Raw genomic sequence first — 17,267 nt, forward strand, 5'->3', positions numbered from 1 at the left:
GTGCTGGTGTCGGCCAGCTCGTCGGGCCGAGGCGGGCGACTCTACGGCACGTCATGGGTCTTCCCGCAAGCCCCCCCCTGTGATATAGGCTGGAAGCAAGAGGGGGGAAAAATCACCCCCTGTCGCCCATCGGCCGTATCGCCGCCGCAGCCTTGTGAGACGCTCGTGATACGTCTACGGTATCCCGGTGCGCCACCGACCTCTTCTTGTTCCGCCGCCGCTTGCTCTCGCCGCTGCGATCGTCTCGATGACGGCGGCGTGTACACCCGCGCCACCCCCCGAGCCGCCCCCCGTCGTGCCCGTTCCCGCGGAGACACCACCACCGCCGCAGACCGCCGTCGCCGCGCCCACCCCCGCGCGTGCCGTGGCGCGAGGCATGGTCCAGCCCACGAAAGGCGGCTACGAGGTCGGAGGCGCCATCGTCGACGGTGAGCTCCTGCAAGAGGCGCTCGCCGACGCGCCGGGGCGGGATCCGGACAAGGCAGATTGGTTTCTCGGCGCCGTCGTGCGTATCGAGGGGGAGGTCCACGAGGTCGCGGCGTCACCCGCGAAAGACGAGGACGGTGTCGCGGTGCAGATGCGCTCGGGGCCGTTCACGCAGGTGACGCGGATCGATGCGGCCTCGATCGAGAAGCCCGCGGTGAGGATCGAAGGCACGCTCGCCCGATCGAAGGGTTTCTTCGCGCTCGCCGGGCACCTGATCACCCAGGACGATCTCGCCTGGTCCCTCGCCCCGAACGGCGGCCGCGCGGGGGATCGGGTGCGGCTCCACGGGCAGCCGCGGACGGTGGTCTGCGAGCCGAATGCGCAATGCCTGATCGAGGGGTCGCTCCCGCTCTTCGATGTGGCCCGCGCCGAGCGGTTGCCGTGATGGGGCGCGGGCACGCCCCGGGCCTAGATGCCGTCACACACCAGCACGCAGCTCTTCGCGCCCATGGCGTCGGCCACGCACTTGCCCTCGACACATTCGTTCGTCGTGTCGCACGCCGCGCCGATCACCTTTTGCGGCGCGCACGTGCCGGCCGCGCAATAGAGCGACTCCGCGCACGTGTCCGTGCAGGGGGCGCCCACGCCGGGCAGCGCCGCGCACGTGCCCATCGGCTGGCCTGACGGCTCGTTGCAATATTTGCTCGCGCATTGCCCGTGATCCGTGCAGCTCTGGCCGTCGGCGACGAGGCCGACGAGGGCGCCCTCGCAATCCAGGCCGCTCTGGTCCTTCGCCGATTCTTCACACGTGAGCGCCTCGTACGCCTGCGCGCAGGACGCGAGCTTCTCGGGGTCGACGGAGACGCGGCCCTCGGCGACGTCGTTGTGGATGCTCACGAGCCGGACGCCGAGGAAGGCGCCCGTGAGGAGGCGGCACTCGGCCTCGGTGTCGAACAAGGAGTCCATGCGCTCTTGCTCCGTGCAACACGCGAACGTCCGCTTGCACCCCGCGATGACGTAGGCCGCGCCCACGGTCTCGAGCGCGGCGTCGATGCTGCCGGGCCCAGGGCCGCCGCCCTGGCAAACCGTGGCGCACGTCCCCATGCCGTTCTCCAGGGCGCAGGTGCCGTTCTGGCAATGGTTGTTGCTCGTGCAAGCCTGGCCGTCGGGCTTCTTCTGCGCGCACGTGTCGGTGGGGCCGTCGCAATAGAGGCCCTCGGCGCAATCGTCATTGCCGGCGCAGGCCGCGCCCTCGGCCGCGGGGGCGGGGGCGTCGACGCAGGTGCCCATGGTCGCGCCGTCCGGGACCTCGCACGCCTTGGTCTTGCATTCGAAGTCGTGCGCGCACGCGCCGCCCTTCTCGACCTTGGCGATGATGAAATCGTCGCAGCCCGCCGAGAGGCTCGTCGCGAAGTCGTTGCAGCTCTGCCCCTTCAGCGCGTCGAGGCAGGAGGCGAACGCGGCCTCGTCGAACGTGGCGCGCCCGCTCGCCTCCGACTCCTTCACCGTGGGCTCGTAGCCGCCTTCCCAGAACGTGCGATAGAGGATCCGGCAGCCCGCGTAGTCGACGATGCCCGAATTGCCGACGCGGGCCACGAGGTCCTGGGCGTTGCAGCACTCGAAGAGCTTGCCGCAGACGGCGTCGACGTACTGCGCGCCCTGGCTCGATCCGCCGCCGCTGCCGCCGCTGCCGCCGCTTCCGCCGCTTCCGCCGTTGCCTCCGCCTCCCGTCGTTTTCGGGTCGTCCCCGTCGTCGCAAGCCACGCCCGCGAGCCCGAGGACGACGGCGAGAGCCCCGGTCGCAATGCGCTTCGTGATGTGCTGGATCATGGTGGAGAACCTCCGGCGCCGAGGATCACTCGACCGCGCACGGGCGTCGAGCGTCGCCTCGTCACCACCTCCCGATCCGATCCTCCACCCGCGCCACCGCATACCGCGCGAGCCCTCGTATCCAGGCCGCGAGGTCGTCCCGCAGCGGCGTCTGACCGACGACCCACCGGATCCCGAGCGCCGCCTTCGTGCGCGGCACTTGAAATGCTCCCACGTCGTAGAACGGCGCGAGCGCCACGCGCCGCAGCCTCCCCGGCTCGAACGCGCGCACGAGCTCCGCATCCACGCTCGCGGCCCCGAGCGCGCGCAGCGTCGAGAGCATCACGAACATCACCGTTTCGAGCCGGAACGCGCGCGCCCTCTCCACGAGCACCCGCCGGTCGAGCCCCGCTCGCAGCAGGAGCTCCAGGTCGAGCCACGCCATTTCATGCCGGAACTCGTGGCCCGCCGCGTGTAGCGCCACGAGCAGCGCATGATCCTCCACCGACGGCAAGGAGAGCCCCGGGAGCCCCGGCGCAGGCGTCGCGCGTGTTTCGATCGCCGCCACGTCGATCGGCCGCGGCACGATCTTGTCGAGCGTGCCGTGCACCTCCACGAGCAGCCGCATCTGCCCGGCGCGCGCGACGAGCTGCGTCTCGCCGAGCATCACGCGACTCCTGGGGCGCAAAGGATGCTCGTGCACCTCGAGCCCCGCGCCCGCGAGCGCCTCGATCACCACCCGCTCCCGCCGCGGTGGCACGAGCAGATCGACGTCGCACATCGGCCGCGCGGCAGCCGAAGGGTAGACCGTCAGCGCGAGCGCCGCGCCCTTCACCAGCATCACGCGCTCGCCTCGCGAGACGAGCGCGCGCGAGATCGACACGAGCACGTGCGCGCGGAGGAGCGCCTCGGCGTGCGCCTCGGGCGTCGGCGCGGGCATCACGGCGCGTGGATCGCGGAGCAGGTCGAGGAGCGGCGTCGGCGGCGTCATGCGGAGAGGCGGAGCACGTGTTTCTCGAAGCCGAGCACGGCGGGATCGTGGATCGCGGCGATGACGCGGCGACGCTCGGCGAGGCGGCGGAGCAGGGCGGCGAGCTCGGCGACGCTCGTGGCGTCGAGGTGCGCTTCGGGCTCGTCGAGGACGACGAGGTCGGCCTCGCGCACGAGCGCCCGCGCGAGCATCACCCGACGCGCTTGCCCACGCGAGAGCGAGCCGAGGCGCAAGGCGAGCGCCGCCACGTCGGAGCCGGCGCGGGCGCGGAGCGAGGCCCAGAGCCCGACCTCGTCGAGCGCAGAGGCGAGGCGAGCGTCGGGCGCGTCCGCGTCGAAGGCGCGGAGGAAGGCGGCGATCGTCGCGTCGGGTGGCTCGAAGGGCTCCTGCGAGACGAACGCGACGCGATCGCCGAACCAAGCGCGGCGCTCCGGCGCCTCGCCGCCGACGAGGACACGCCCCTCGTCCGGACGAACGAGCCCGAGCAGGAGGTAGAGCAGCGTCGTCTTGCCCGCGCCGTTCGGGCCAAGCACGGCGAGGCTCTCGCCCTTCGGCAGCACGAGCGAGACGCCACGGAGCGCGCGGGTGCGCTCCGCCCCGGCCGCGTCGTCCCGCGGAGGATAGGTGTAGGCGACGTCCTCGACGCGGATCTCGGCGCGTGGATCGAGCGCGTGTCCCTCGGCGTCTGCCCTCGCGGCAGGCCCGTCCGCCGCGCCCCTCGCGAGCATGTCGCCGAGCGATACGAGCTCCCCGCGCGCGTGGACGAAATTGCCGAGGCCCGCGATCGTCATCTGGAGCGTGGGGATCGCCGCCAGCACGAGCAGCAGCGAGCGGTGCACGTCGCGCCCCTCGCCCGCCTGAAACGCCGTCGCGCCGAGCAGCTCGGCCGCGCCGAGGGCCGCGGCGACCGTCGCGAGCAGCGCGCCCCAGCCCGCGACGGCGCTCGTGGCGCGGGCGCGGAGCTCGGCCGAGGACCACGCGGCGACCTCGGCGCGGAGCTCGTCCACGAAGGCCCGCGCGCGACCATGCGCGACGAGCTCGGCCGCGCCGGAGAAGCCCGCCGAGGCCCGCGCGAGCAGGAGGCGTGATCGATCGAAGACGAGCGACCAAGCCGCCTCCACGCGTGACGCGCCGAGCATCGTGACGAGCCCGCCCGCGAGGGCCGCGCAGGCGAGCGGCGCGAGCGCCGAGGCCCCGAGCGCGGAGACGAGCAGCGCGGTCACGGCAGGCACGGCGACGAGGCCGGCGAGCAGGATGGCCACGCCCTCGACGGCCCAGCTCACGAGCACCGGCAGCGCCGTGGAGAGGCGCGCGGAGGTGATCGCCGGCGGCGGCATCCCGACGACCGCGCCGCGCTCGAGGGGCGCGACGAAGAGGTCGACGAGGCGCAGGCGCACCTCGCGGGCGAGGGCGTCGGCGGCCCGCGCGCGGACGAAGCTCAACGCGGCGGCGGCCGCGAGCAGGACGAGGGCGTCGCGGGGGCCGCGGTCGCCGAGCCAGAGGGCCGCGAGCGGCAGGGCCACGCGTTGCGCGCACGCGGCGGCCGCGACGAGCACGAGGCTCGGCCCGGCCCCGCGGAGCAGCACGCGCGCGGGGTGAGGTCGGGACGGTCGCGGGGGGATGGGGGCCTCGTGCGGCACTTGCGTGGGGACGTCCGCGGGCGAGCTCGACCATGAACTTCACCCGCAGGCGCCTCGGCTTGATAGCATCGGCGCGGCCGCCGCGGGGGACGCCCGCGCGCGCCCTCCCGCGAGCACCCCGATGTCGACCAACCGATCCGCGCTCCGCTCGTCGCCGCTCTTCCCTGGCCGTCGCCCTGGCCGCGCACGGGCGCTGTCGCTGCTCTCGGCGCTCGCGTGGGCGGGCCTCTCCTTCGTGGCCTGCAGCCGCACCGGCATCGGCACGCCGCCGGAGGAGTCCGCCGCGGGCCCCGGCGGCGCAGGGGGGCAGGGCGGCGTCGGCGGTGTGGGTGGTGTCGGCGGCGTGGGTGGCGTGGGTGGCGTCGGCGGCGCGGGCGGCTCCGAGCCGTGTGTCGTGCCTCAAGATTGCGTCGACGCCGACCCCTGCACGACCGACACCTGCGTGGGCGGCGTCTGTCAGAACGGGCCCCGCGACGACGACGAGGACGGCTTTCCCCCGCTCGCCTGTGGCGGCGGGGATTGCAACGACCTGAACCCCAAGGTGTTCCCGGGCAGCCCCGAGGTATGCACCGACGCGGCCGACAACGACTGCAACGGCGTCGCCGACTGCGCGGATCCCGCCTGCCAGAACGCGCCCACCTGCGGCTGCGTCCCCTCGCCGGGCGGCGAGGCCTGCGCGAACGGCGTGGACGACGACTGCGACACGATCGTCGATTGCTTCGACAGCGATTGCGCGGGCACGCCGGCGTGCGGCTGCAAGCCGAGCGAGGGGCTCGATTGTGACAACGGGTTCGACGACGACTGCGACGGCAGCATCGACTGCGCCGATCCGGACTGCTTCGGCTCCACCGCCTGCTCGTGCCAGGCGAAGGCCGAGCTCTGCGACAACAAGGCCGACGAGGACTGTGATCTGCTCGTCGACTGCGCCGATCCCGATTGTTTCGGCGTCTTCCCTTGCGCCTGCCAGCCGCCGGGTTCGCCCGAGGTCTGCACGGGCGGCGTCGACGAGGACTGCGACAAGCTCGTCGACTGCGCCGACCCGAGCTGCTTCGTCTCGCCGGCCTGCCAGACGTGCACGGCCGAGGTCTGCGACGACGGCAAGGACAACAACTGCGACAACAAGATCGACTGCGCCGATCCGGCGTGTTTCTTCGCGCCGAACTGCGCGCCCAAGCCCGAGGTCTGCAACAACGGGCTCGACGACGACAACGACACGCTCGTCGATTGCCAGGATCCCGACTGCGCGAACAACCCGATCTGCGTGCTCCAGCAGGCGAACTGCCTCTCGCCGAAGCTCATCCCGGGCACGGGGACGTACACGGGCGACACGACGGGCAACGTGAGCGAGACGAAGGGCGTCTGCGGCGGGGACGCGGGCGAGGCCGTGTTCTATTTCGTGCTGAACCAGCCGTCGCGGGTCTACCTCGACTCCATCGGGACGAGCTTCGACTCGGTGCTCTACGTGCGCACGGGCAAGTGCAACTCGGGCAAGGAGATCGGCTGCGACGACGACAGCGCGGGCGTCACCTGGTCGGCGAAGCTCGAGTTCACGCTGCTCTATCCGGGCACGTATTACGTGTTCCTCGACGGATACACGATCGACCCGGAGCTCGGCGCGAACGAGGGGCCCTTCGTGCTCAACGTGGAGATCGAGCCGAACCCCAAGGAGAAGTGCGACGACGGGAAGGACAACGACGGCGACGTCTACGTCGATTGCGCCGATCCGGATTGCACGAGCGTCGGGTTCTGCGCGACGTGCCTCGGGGGCGGGCCCGGCAAGCCCGAGTTCGGCACGGCCGCCTGCAAGAACGGCCTCGACGACGATTGCGACGGGACCGTCGACTGCGCCGACGACGACTGCAGCGCGAGCGATTATTACGTGACCGAGTGCTGCGACGGCGTCGACGAGAACGGCAACGGGATCCCCGACGACTTCAACTGCCGCTGCGCCTCGGACGCCGACTGCCCCGGCGGGCAGGTCTGCTACACCCACACCGCGTTCGCCTGCGGCATCCCCTGCACGCAGTACTTCGGCGACGTCTGCCCGTTCGTCGCCGCCGGTTCATATTGTAATTCCGCGACAAACCAATGCGAGTTCTGAGCCGGGCCCGAGGCGGCCGGCGCCCCTCGACGCGACCGACGCGACCGACGCGGGCGTCGAGGTACCGGATCAGCCCGCTCCGGAACTCCCCGACGTAGGTTCAGGATCTTCACGGGTTTCGCGCCTGGCCCCGAGCGGGGAAGAATCTCCCGCAAATCATGGATCGTGCTGGACATTGGGAGGGGGATTCTGGGACCGACCTCTTCTTCACCTCGGACGCTCGATCCTCGGTTGGCCACGAGGAGAGCCGGGCTCCCGCGCCGCGAGGCGACACGCACGCCTGCAGCGCCCGGAGGCGGCTCGCGTGCCTCGAAGAGATCACGATCGCGCTCCTCACGGCGACCAGCGAGGACGCCGTCGCGAAGGTGATCCTGGAGCTCGGCGCGGCCGCGCTGGGGGCGAGCGCGGCGCTCGTCGCGCTGATCGAGGACGATACGCTCGTGATCCTCGACGTGAAGGGGATGTCCGAGGAGATGCTCTCGTCGTGGCGGCGGCACCCGCTCGACGCCTCGACGCCGATCGCGATGGCCGTACGAACGCGGGCGCCCGTCTTCTTCGAGACCGAAGCGGAGTGGGCGGCCATCTGTCCGGACGCCGCCAGGCGGGCCACGATCGGCCCGCGAGGCCCGCGCATCGCGGTCCCCTTGATCGTGGGGGATCGGGTCCTCGGCGGGCTGGGCTTCAGCTTCACGAGCAACGTGCGCTTCTCCGAGGAGGACCGCGCGCTCGCCGTGACGCTCGGCCGCCAGTGCGCGCTCGCCCTCGATCGAGCCCGCCTCGAAGGCGCCGAGCGGAAGGCTCGCGCCGACCTCACGCTGCTCGCGCGGCGGCTCGATCACCTGCACCGCACGACGGCCGCGCTCGCCGCCGCCCGCACGCCGCTCGACGTCGCGCGCGTGGTCGTGGGCGACGCGCGCGCGGCCCTCGCGGCGGATCGCGCCATGCTGGTGATCCCCTCGCGGGACGGGCAGAGCCTCGTCTCGCTCGCACACGAGGGCGAGGCGCCGTTCGCGAGCGAGCGGCCGGCGTTCCCGCTCGACGTGGACATCCCGCTCACGGTCGCCTTCCGCACGGGCGAGCGCCTGTGGCTGCCGTCGAGGGCCGCGATCGAGGCGCGGTTCTCGCCCGCGGCCTGGGGCAGCGCGGCCTTGCCGGGCTCGGTGCTCTGCTCCCCGCTGGTCGCGCGGGGTTGCGCGCTCGGCGTGCTCATCTTCGGCTGGAGCGCCGAGGACGCGCCGGACGAGGAGGGCGCTTCGATCGTCGAGGAGCTCGTGCAGACGAGCGCGGTCGCGCTCGATCGGGCGCTCATGCATGCGCACGAGGACGGCAGCGTGCAGTGCCTGTCCATCTGCATGGACATCCGCGAGCGCAAGCAGGCCGAGTCCGAGCTGCGCCGCGCCTACGAGGTCGCGCGTGACGCCGATCGGCGCAAGGACGAGTTCCTCGCGCTGCTCGGGCACGAGCTCCGGAACCCGCTCTCGCCGATCCTCACGGCGCTCTACCTGATGCGCCTCAAGGGCGGCGCGAGCGGCATCGAGCGCGAGCGCGAGGTCATCGAGCGGCAGGTCCAGCACCTCATCTCGCTCGTCGACGACCTGCTCGACGTCTCTCGCATCACGCGTGGCAAGATCCAGCTCAGCACGCGGCCCCTGGAGATCGCCCGCGTCTTCTCGCGCGCCATCGAGATCGCGAGCCCGCTCTTCGAGCAGAAGCGGCACGAGCTCCGCGTGGACGTGCCGGCCGAGGGGCTCGTCGTCGACGTGGACGAGACCCGCATGGCGCAGGTCCTCGCGAACCTGCTCACGAACGCGGCCCGGTACACGGACGCGGGCGGGCACATCGCGGTCGCGGCGCGGCGCGAGGGGGCCGAGGTCGTGCTCTCCGTGCGCGACGACGGCTGCGGCATCACGCCCGAGATGTTGCCGGTGATCTTCGACCTCTTCGTGCAGGGCGCGCGCGGCGCCGATCGCGCGGGCGGCGGGCTCGGGCTCGGGCTCGGTCTCGTCCGGAGCCTGGTCAAGCTGCACGGGGGCGTGGTGAACGCGCGCAGCGAGGGCCCCGGGAAGGGCAGCGAGTTCGAGGTGCGCCTGCCTGCGCTCTCGCCTCGCCGCGCGTCTTCGCCGGAGCTGCCGCCGCTCGTCTCGCCGCGGCTCGGCGAGGCGCGGCGCGTGCTCGTCGTGGACGACAACCTGGACGCGGCGCAGATGCTCGCCGAGGTGCTCACGAGCCATGGCCACGAGGTCGAGCTCGCGCACGACGGCCCGCAGGCGCTCGCCGTCGCCGAGGTGTTCCGGCCCGAGATCGGCATCCTCGACATCGGCTTGCCGGTGATGGACGGTTACGAGCTCGCGCTCGAGTTACGCGCGGCCCACGGGGACGACCTCACGCTCGTCGCGGTGACCGGTTACGGCCAGGAGCACGACAAGCGCCGCGCCTTCGACGCGGGTTTTTCCCGGCACTACGTCAAGCCCGTCGCGACCGACGCGCTCTTGCGCGAGGTGTTTTCTTGAGGGTGGGGGAAGGGGAGGGAGGGGTGAGGGGAGGGCGATCGGGACGACGCCCGCGTCGAGCGTCTCAGAAGTGGATGTGAACGCCGCCCTTGGGGCCCCTGCCCCTGTGCTTCCACTTCCATTTGCCCTTGCCCTTGCCCTTGCCGACGACGATGACGCCGGGGGTGGGGACGACGACGACCGGGGCCCAGTTCGCCACGACGAACAGGCCCACCACGGGCGCGCTCGGGCCCACGACGACGACGTGGCCGGGGTGCCAGCCGCAGAGCACGGTGACGGGCGGCGACGCGTCCTCCGGGTGGAGCACGACCGTGAGCTTGTGCGGGTTCGTCTTCACCACGAGTTTGCCGGTGAAGAAGAGGCCCTTCGGCTCCGGGGCGAGCTCGACGTACTCCGGCGCGCTCGCCACGACCGCGACCTTCACCTTGCGCTTGCCGACGGGGATCGGCTTGAGTTCGTCGTCGAGCACGTAGACGCGTGTCTCGCCGGTCTTCGCGTCGGCCGCGATCTCCAGGAGATCGTCGCCCGCGACCTGGAGCACGCCGCCGTTCGGGCCCTTCTTGCCCTCGGGGATCTTCACCTCGGCGTTGAGCTTCGCGGTCGCGACGAGCTCGTGCGTGCCACCCCTGGGCACGAACAGCGTGCTCTTCAGGGGTTTGCCCTCGACCTGGACGTCGTAGCTGACCTCGGTGAGCTCATCCTCGAGCTTGGGGATGTCGGCCGTGTGGACGCCGGCCTTCGCGTCGAAGACGAGCTTCGCGCTCACGGGCTCGGCGCCCTTGCGCGCGGGCCTGACGCTGACGGTGCCGGTCACCTTGTCGTCGAGCGGCTGGCCGTCCGGCGTCTTGAAGCGGGCCTTCACCTTGCCTTCGGGCGCGACGGCCCAGGTCACGGTCGCCGCCTCGTGTTGCTCCGTGATCGCGTCGTCGGCCGCGATGTTCTCGGCCGTCACCTCGGCCTCGATCTTGTCTTCCTTCTTCGAGCACGCGGGCAGCGCCGCCACGGCGGCGAGGGTGAGCGCGACGAACGTGGAGTGCAGGAGCTTTTCGAGTCGCATCCCGGACATCCTACCCAGATTCCCGCCGCCGCGCGATATCCACGACGCCGGATCCTTGCCATTTTCGACTCGGCAGACTGCGCGGGGTGACAATCACGCCTGGTCACTGGAATGGTCAGTGGCCGGCTCCCCGTGCCGGGACATCAGATTTGTCGTTTGCGGACGGACCAGACGAAGCCGTCGTAGAAAAAATGCATGAGGGCCACGGTCTGGACGAGGCTCCACATGGCGCGGCTCTCGTCGGACGTGATTTCGGCGAGCGCCCCGTAGGCGAGGGTCACGCTGACGAACACGGCGGCCGCGATCGGCGCGCCGGCGCGGGATCGCCGGAGCCCGAGCCGCTCGACGAGCACGCGCCGCTCCGACCACCAGACGAGGCCGAAATACTGCACCGCGTGGAAGAGGTTCATGATGAGGAAGGCCTGCCCGAAGGGGTTCCAGCCCCAGGCCCAGATCGAGCAAATGCCCGTCGTGACGAGCAAAAACACCTTCGGAAAGCTCACGGCGTGGCCGCGCCGCGCGAGGCGGACGTAGGCGAGCACGTAATAGGCGAGGAAGAGGCCTCCCCCGAGGATCACGGCCAGGGCGACGCTCCGCTGGTGGGTCGCCATCACGACGGGGATCTCCGTGAGGAAGAGGGCGCCGACGTCCTCGAAGAGCTCGAACCTCTGGAAATGCGTGAGCATCGTGGCGCCAGAGACGATGGGGCCCGCGTACAGGAGGAGGTTCAGGCCGAGATCGAGGCCGCGGAGGGCCGTGGGGTCATTGCCCTGGTTGCGCTCGTAAATGCGCCCGAGGCCGAAGGTCTGCAGCGCCGAGTGATAAACATCCCAGAAGGTGACGAGCACCGTGGTGATCACCACGGCCCACATCGAGGTCATCATCGCGGCGAACGCGGCGATCGGGACGACGAGGAAGCGGAAGCGGTGGCGCGGGAAGACGTCCGGGTTGAGGTGGCTGCGGACGAACACCGCGACGAGGTGGGCGTTCACCACGACGCCGAGCAGGAGCGCGCTCCAGGTGACGCGCTTGCCGGCGAGCCAGAATCGATCGTCCGCGATCCAGGTGCCCGAGACGAGCGCGCCGACGAGCACCGAGGCGATCGGCGGGAGCAGGAAAAACACCCAATCGTAGACGGGCCCCGCGATGTAGGCGGATCGAGCCCTGGTGACGCCCTCGGGGCTGATCGTCGCGCTCTGCGTGGTCATGGCGCGTCCGCGGCCTCGGCTGCGGGCTCGGCGGGCGCTTCGGGGGCCGCGGCGAAGCGCAACGTGACGCCCTTCTCCGCGAGGTGGTCCACGAGCCAGAGCAAAAACAGGTTGATCCCGAGCATCTCCAGCGACTCTTCGACCGCGTCGATGAGGCCGTAGCCGAGGTTGTGCGAGCCATGCTGCTCGGTCCAGTACCCGAGCGGCAGCTCCATCCCCACCGCGCCGCCCACGTAAATGGCGCCCGCGACGAGGAACCGGAGGCTCGTCCGCCGCGGCAGGTGGCGCAGGAACGGCACGTACGAGAGGCCCACGACGAGCACCACGATCGCGGCCGGGATCACCCAGCTGAAATAGAGGACGCCCGAGAGCTGGAAGAAGGTGCCGGCCATTTCGTGAAACTGGAACACCTCATCCACGGCGATGTAGGCGAAACCCGCGGCGAGCACCCACCAGTGCGCGGCGAAACGCTCGCCCGCTCGCCGCGCGGCCGCGGCGGCGATCATGAGCAGGAGCGAGGTGAACCCGAGGAGCGCCGACGTGTAGAACGTCGGCACGTTGCCCTCGTAGCTCATCGAGAAAAATGGCACGAACCCGGAGCGGCTCGGGAGCCCATAGACCGGCCGGAGCACCTCCACGAGCACGCCCGCGAGCACGACGAGGCCGAGGGGCACGAAAAGGAGGGGCCGGAGCCGCGATTTCGACAGGACGACGTCCATCGGGGTGCCTTTACGCTCGCCCTTCGATCGAGCCCATCATGCACCCGCGCGACGCCCGCGCGCAAGCCTCGTGTTCGTGGTATCTCAGGTACGTGCACGACGGTCGTCCCAGCATCACATCCATGGGCGTGGCCACGATCCGGGCGCTCTACACCGAGCTGCCGGAGCCTGTCGGCGTGGCGCGTGATCCCATCGCGGGCGCGATCCTCCCGCGGCCCCTCTCGTTCGCGGCGCGCCTCGCCTCTCGCGCCTCCTCCGAGCGTTCGGCCGAGCGCGTACATCACGCGCTCGGGCTCGCGTCGCTCGGCATGACGTACCACGTCGCGCTTCGGACGCGGGCGATCGACGACGCGCTCCGCGACGCCCTTTCGAGGGGCGTGCGGCAGCTCGTGGTGCTCGGCGCGGGCCTCGACGGCCGGGCGTATCGGATGGACGAGCTCGCGGGCGCGGCCGTGTTCGAGGTGGATCACCCGAGCACGCAGCGCGACAAACGAGCGCGCCTGCGAGGCGCGCGGATCGAGCCCAGGGCGCGCGAGGTGCGGCTCGTGTCCGTCGATTTCGAGCGTGACGAGCTCGGCGCCTCGCTCGCGCGGGAAGGTTTTTCCGCGGACGAGCCCTCGTTCTGGATATGGGAGGGCGTCACGGTGTATCTGACGCGCGCGGCCATCGCCGGCACGCTCTCTGCCGTGGGCGCGGCGAGCGCGCCGGGCAGCCGGATCGCGCTCACGTACGTGCCTCCGCGGGAGCCATGGCTCGAGCGGGCGCTGCTCGCGGGCGGGCGGGTCTTGGCGCGTGTGATCGGCGAGCCCATTCGTGGGTTCGTCACGCCCGAGGAGGTCGCCGCGCTCGGCCGGGAGGCGGGGCTCTTCGTCTCCAGCGACGAGGGCGCGGACGAATGGTCCCGGCGGTACTGGTCGAGCGAGTACGAGGGCATATTCGAATGGGAGCGCCTCGTGATCCTGGAGCGGCGCTGAGATCGGCCGATGAAGACCCACCTTGCCTTGTTTGTATTCGTCTCCGGCCTCGCGGGCTGCGGCTCCGTGGTCGATACCGGCGGCAGCACCTCGACCGCGGCGAGCAGCGGGAGCGGCGGTGACGGAGGCATTGGCGGCGGATCGTCCGGCGCCGGCGGATTCGGCGCAGGTCCCTCGGCGCCGTGTGTGCCGGCCGAGGGGCCGGAGGGGCCACCGTCGCCGCTCTGCGGCCCGGGTGCGACGCCTTGCCAGGTCCTCCACGACGAGCTGCTCCCCGTCCCGCCCGCGTTCCGGAACGACGCGCCGGCGCTCTCGCTCGGCGCGTCCTGCCAGCCGCAAATCCTCTTCTCGTCGGCCGAGAATGGACAGTACAATGGGTTTTACGCGGCACGCAAGGCCCCGGGCGACTGGCAGGTGAGCCCGACACCTTTTGCCATGGCCACGGCCGGGCTCGTGTCGGTCGGCGCGGGTTTGCCGGTCGCGCTCGTCAATGATGGGGCGTTCGGGGCTTCGCTCTGGTCGTTCACGGCGGAGGGGTGGGTCCTCGTCGCGGATGTCCCGGCGGCCGGCACGCACCTCGCGCGGGGATTCGCGCTCGGCAAACACGGCGAGCTCTTCGCCGGCTTTCGTGGACCCGGCGACGAGCTCCTCTTCGGGAGGTATGGTTCGTCCTGGAACGTCGAGGCGCTCGGCGGGACACCCTCGCCGTTCGCGGTCGCGGTCTCGCCCGAGGGCGTGCCGCACATGGTGGCGTGGGAGGCCAAGAGCGGCGCGTGGGCGCTCCACTGGCACGCGCCGCCGCTCCCGGACGAGATTCTCCTGCCCCTCGAGGGCAGCTTGCTCGCGGACCTGCAGCGCCCCGCGCTGGCGGTGACCGCGGCCGACGAGGTGAACCCCGAGGGGAGACCGCACGTCCTTCATCTGACTCCGGTTCCACCCGAAATCCCGGGCCCCGAGCTCGAGCTCTCGTACGCGACGCGCACGGGGGAGCATCATTGGACGCAGTGGCCCATCGAGCCCGTCGAGCCGGGGACCACGGTGATCCCGCTCGGGATCGTCACCGACGGGGCGGCCTCCGTGCGGCTCTTTTATGCACGCTCGAAGTTCGACGCGCCCTCCGCGGGGCAGCTCGTCGTGGCCTCGCGGGATCCGAGCTTCGGGCTCTCGCAGGCCGTCGTGGCGGAGGGCTTCTCCCCGATCGGCGCCACGTTCGAGCGCGACGGGGCGGGCCGCATTCACGTCGCGCTCTACGAGTTCCACGCGACGAGCGACATCGGCGTCCGATACCTCGTCCTCGGGCCCTGATACCCTAAAATCCCCCCTCGACGCCGATGCTCGGGATCACGAGCGGCCCGATCTCCTCGGGCGCGCATCCATCCTGGAACGTGCATTCGTATTGCGTCACCTCCTTGCCGGCGGTCGCGTTCAGCACCTCCACGGTGAACGAGAGCCAGCGCCCGTTCGGGAAGACCCAGCGTTTCTCCAGGCGCACGTCGAGGCGGAAAAAATTCGGCAGGCGGTCGGGCAGGTTCAGGCTCTGCACGTAGGCGGCGAGCAATTTCTGGATCTGCTCGCGCTGGGCGTGCTCCTCGGGCGTGTCCGGGAGATCCGGGCCGTCGTCGGGGTCGTCCGGCAGGCCGAGGTCGCGGCGGCGGACGCGGTAATCGAGGATCATGGGTGATCCCGTGTAAAAGACGACGCGTCCGCCGATCCTCCAGTTCCTGCCGAGGTCGTAGGAGGCCGCGAGGTTCAGGACGTGCCTCCGGTCGTAGGCCGACTCGAACGTCTGGTTCCCGATGTGGCGCAGCGAGCGCGAGAGGGTATACGAGAGAAACCCCCCGAGGCGCTTCGTCAGGCTGCGGCGGAGCCAGACCTCCATGCCGTACGTGCTGCCGATCCCCCGGAGCTCCGCCTGCCGGGCATAACCGAGCTCGGTCCCGGGCGGGCGATTGCCGATCGGATCACTCAGGTTGAAGAATGCGCCCCGAAAACCCGTCACCGTGGCGGTGAAATCGAAGGGCAAGCTCATCTCGACGCCCGCGCTCGACAGGAGCCCCGTCTGCACGCCGCCCCGCAGGCCGCCGATCTGCAGGCCCGGGGCCGCGCCGAGGAAGCTCGGGGGCTGGTGCGTCACGCCAAACGCGCTGAGGAGCGTGAGGCGCTTGCCGAGCTCGAGGCGGCTCGACAGGCGCGGATCGAAGGTCGCCTGGGCGACGCCGTCGGACGTGAAGATGTCGGAGCGCAGGCCGGGGATGATCTCCAGCGCGGGATGGGGGCGGATCACGGCGTCGGCCCATATCGCGGCGGTGAAGTCGTCGCGGCTCGTGAGCTGACGCATCAGCGCGAGGTCGTTCGGGCTCGGCGCGTCGTCGTCGTTCTCCTCGATGTCGATCTCGAAGCGCTCGACCCAGGCGTCGGCGCCCGCGCGCACGGTGAGTTTGTCCGAAGGGCGCAAGGTGAGCTCGGTGCGCGAGCCGAGCACCCACGTCTTGCCGGCGTTCTCGCCGCCGCGGGCCTGGCTCTCGTCGTAGCCGAGCGTGATCGCGTGGCGCAATTTGCCGTGCTCGCCGAGCCTGCGATCGTAACGAAAATCCACGCGGTGGAACTGGCCGGCGACGACGGTCTCCTTCTCGCCGTCGTCCTCGTCGATCGTCGCGAGGTAGTCGTGCGAGCCGAAGGCGAACACGCCGATGCGGTCCGAGGGCGTGAGGTCGTAATGCAGCCGCGCCTGGTAATCCCAGTAGCCGAGCTCGACGCCCGGGGAGAACACCTTCAGGGCGAGCTCCGGATACGCATACCGGCCGGCGACGAGCGCGGCGCCGCGGCCGTTCGCGAACGGCGCCTCGACCATGGCGCCCGCGTCGAAGAGGCGGATGTTGCCCTCGCCGTGGAATCGTTTTTCGGGCTCGCGGACGGTGCCCGTGACGATGCCGCCGGTGAACCGGCCGAAACGCGAGGGGTAACCGCCGGGGTAGAGGTCGACGCGATCGACGAGCCCGGGGTGAATGACGCTCGGGCCCGCCGCGACGTGGAAGAGGAGCGGGACGCGGATGCCGTCGAGGAAATAACCAATGTTGCCCGGCGGCGCGCCGCGCACGAAGAAATAGGGGACGCCGGAGGCGATGGGCGTGACGCCGGGCATGGCCTCGATGGCGCGGAAGGGGTCGCCGAAGGCGCCGGGGAGCTGGCGGACCTCCACGCGCGACATCGTCCGCGTCGTGGGCGCCTGGTGTTCGCCCTGGACGCGCACCTCGATGGGCTCGGGCTCCGGGGGTTTGGCAGGAGGCACCGCGGGGGCGGGCGTGGGGGGTGGCGGGGTGGGGGGCGGATCGACGGGCGGGGGCTCCTCGGGGGCGGGGGCGGGCGCGCGGAACGTGACGAGGAAACGAATGCGGGCGCTGATGGGTTTTCCATTGCGGCGGGCCGGCTCGAACTCCCACGACGAGGCCGCGGCGGCCGCGGCGCTGGCGAAGGGCTCGGGCCCCTCGATCACCCGGGCCTCGGTGACCTTGCCGTCGGAGCGCACCAGAATGGCGAGCATGACGTCCGCGTCGCCCGTCGCGCCCTCGGGATAAGGGGGAATCGTGGGCCCGCGCGGCGCGGGCATGGTCATCTCGGGCGGCGGCTCGCTCGCGGGCTGTGCGTGGGATGAGGCCGTCACGAGGCACAGGGCGATGGCCGTCGCTCCGATGGCAAGGGCACGGGAATGGACGCTTTTTTGCTCTCGGCGAGGTCGCGATCCCGGGTAAAGCATGGTTTGAGGACCAACCATACCATGGATCATGGAGGCGCATGCCCTCTCCTGGGGGCCTTACGAACCTCTCGCTGTACT

Annotated in this window: 12 protein-coding genes; 5 read left to right on the top strand and 7 right to left on the bottom strand. The window is 71.1% G+C overall.

From position 1 onward, the window contains the following. Nucleotides 1-187 precede the first annotated feature (187 nt). Nucleotides 188-871, top strand: a complete 684-nt coding sequence (locus GF068_RS39185) for a hypothetical protein (RefSeq protein WP_153824676.1) — start codon at nt 188-190, stop codon at nt 869-871. A gap of 23 nt (nt 872-894) precedes the next feature. On the opposite strand, the gene GF068_RS39190 is transcribed toward GF068_RS39185, so the two are convergent. The 3 genes from GF068_RS39190 to GF068_RS39200 form a co-directional block, all read right to left on the bottom strand. Next, nucleotides 895-2,256, bottom strand: coding sequence for a hypothetical protein (locus GF068_RS39190; RefSeq protein ID WP_153824677.1), 1,362 nt, complete (start codon nt 2,254-2,256; stop codon nt 895-897). Between the two features lie 61 nt (nt 2,257-2,317). Beyond that, the gene (locus GF068_RS39195) at nt 2,318-3,226 is read right to left on the bottom strand and encodes a nucleotidyltransferase family protein (RefSeq protein ID WP_153824678.1); all 909 of its coding nucleotides are present in this window, start codon (nt 3,224-3,226) and stop codon (nt 2,318-2,320) included. Beyond that, entirely contained in the window at nt 3,223-4,812 is a 1,590-nt protein-coding gene (locus GF068_RS39200; RefSeq protein ID WP_153824679.1) for an ATP-binding cassette domain-containing protein, read from the bottom strand. The genes GF068_RS39195 and GF068_RS39200 overlap by 4 nt, the downstream gene beginning before the upstream one ends. A 175-nt stretch (nt 4,813-4,987) precedes the next feature. Between GF068_RS39200 and GF068_RS39205 the strand changes: the two genes are divergently transcribed. After that, nucleotides 4,988-6,967 carry a MopE-related protein gene (locus GF068_RS39205; protein WP_153824680.1) on the top strand — a complete coding sequence of 660 codons (1,980 nt, stop codon included), beginning with the start codon at nt 4,988-4,990 and terminating at the stop codon, nt 6,965-6,967. Between the two features lie 158 nt (nt 6,968-7,125). Next, entirely contained in the window at nt 7,126-9,477 is a 2,352-nt protein-coding gene (locus GF068_RS39210; protein WP_153824681.1) for a hybrid sensor histidine kinase/response regulator, read from the top strand. A gap of 64 nt (nt 9,478-9,541) precedes the next feature. On the opposite strand, the gene GF068_RS39215 is transcribed toward GF068_RS39210, so the two are convergent. From GF068_RS39215 to GF068_RS39225, 3 genes are all read right to left on the bottom strand, one after another. After that, on the bottom strand, nt 9,542-10,534 hold the full coding sequence (locus tag GF068_RS39215; RefSeq protein WP_153824682.1) for a hypothetical protein: 993 nt from the start codon (nt 10,532-10,534) through the stop codon (nt 9,542-9,544). A 143-nt stretch (nt 10,535-10,677) separates the two neighbouring features. Then, the gene (locus GF068_RS39220) at nt 10,678-11,742 is read right to left on the bottom strand and encodes a hypothetical protein (protein ID WP_153824683.1); all 1,065 of its coding nucleotides are present in this window, start codon (nt 11,740-11,742) and stop codon (nt 10,678-10,680) included. After that, nucleotides 11,739-12,461, bottom strand: coding sequence for a hypothetical protein (locus GF068_RS39225; protein ID WP_153824684.1), 723 nt, complete (start codon nt 12,459-12,461; stop codon nt 11,739-11,741). The genes GF068_RS39220 and GF068_RS39225 overlap by 4 nt, the downstream gene beginning before the upstream one ends. Nucleotides 12,462-12,499: 38 nt before the next feature. Between GF068_RS39225 and GF068_RS39230 the strand changes: the two genes are divergently transcribed. Then, nucleotides 12,500-13,435 (top strand): class I SAM-dependent methyltransferase, encoded by a 936-nt coding sequence (locus GF068_RS39230; protein WP_206079652.1) that lies wholly within the window; start codon nt 12,500-12,502, stop codon nt 13,433-13,435. 9 nt (nt 13,436-13,444) lie between these two features. Continuing rightward, nucleotides 13,445-14,740 (top strand): hypothetical protein, encoded by a 1,296-nt coding sequence (locus GF068_RS39235; RefSeq protein WP_153824685.1) that lies wholly within the window; start codon nt 13,445-13,447, stop codon nt 14,738-14,740. 4 nt (nt 14,741-14,744) lie between these two features. On the opposite strand, the gene GF068_RS39240 is transcribed toward GF068_RS39235, so the two are convergent. Continuing rightward, complete coding sequence (locus GF068_RS39240; RefSeq protein ID WP_338046754.1) at nt 14,745-17,096, bottom strand: TonB family protein; 2,352 nt, start codon at nt 17,094-17,096, stop codon at nt 14,745-14,747. Between the last annotated feature and the right edge of the window lie 171 nt (nt 17,097-17,267).

It is taken from the genome of Polyangium spumosum (genome assembly GCF_009649845.1).
Classification (GTDB): domain Bacteria; phylum Myxococcota_A; class Polyangia; order Polyangiales; family Polyangiaceae; genus Polyangium; species Polyangium spumosum.

Bases quoted from the DNA above. Each gene is read 5' to 3' on its own strand.
- GF068_RS39190 (WP_153824677.1), bottom strand. From the start codon at position 2,256: ATGATCCAGCACATCACGAAGCGCATTGCGACCGGGGCTCTCGCCGTC.
- GF068_RS39195 (WP_153824678.1), bottom strand. From the start codon at position 3,226: ATGACGCCGCCGACGCCGCTCCTCGACCTGCTCCGCGATCCACGCGCC.
- GF068_RS39205 (WP_153824680.1), top strand. From the start codon at position 4,988: ATGTCGACCAACCGATCCGCGCTCCGCTCGTCGCCGCTCTTCCCTGGC.
- GF068_RS39210 (WP_153824681.1), top strand. From the start codon at position 7,126: ATGGATCGTGCTGGACATTGGGAGGGGGATTCTGGGACCGACCTCTTC.
- GF068_RS39215 (WP_153824682.1), bottom strand. From the start codon at position 10,534: ATGCGACTCGAAAAGCTCCTGCACTCCACGTTCGTCGCGCTCACCCTC.
- GF068_RS39220 (WP_153824683.1), bottom strand. From the start codon at position 11,742: ATGACCACGCAGAGCGCGACGATCAGCCCCGAGGGCGTCACCAGGGCT.
- GF068_RS39225 (WP_153824684.1), bottom strand. From the start codon at position 12,461: ATGGACGTCGTCCTGTCGAAATCGCGGCTCCGGCCCCTCCTTTTCGTG.
- GF068_RS39230 (WP_206079652.1), top strand. From the start codon at position 12,500: ATGCACCCGCGCGACGCCCGCGCGCAAGCCTCGTGTTCGTGGTATCTC.
- GF068_RS39235 (WP_153824685.1), top strand. From the start codon at position 13,445: ATGAAGACCCACCTTGCCTTGTTTGTATTCGTCTCCGGCCTCGCGGGC.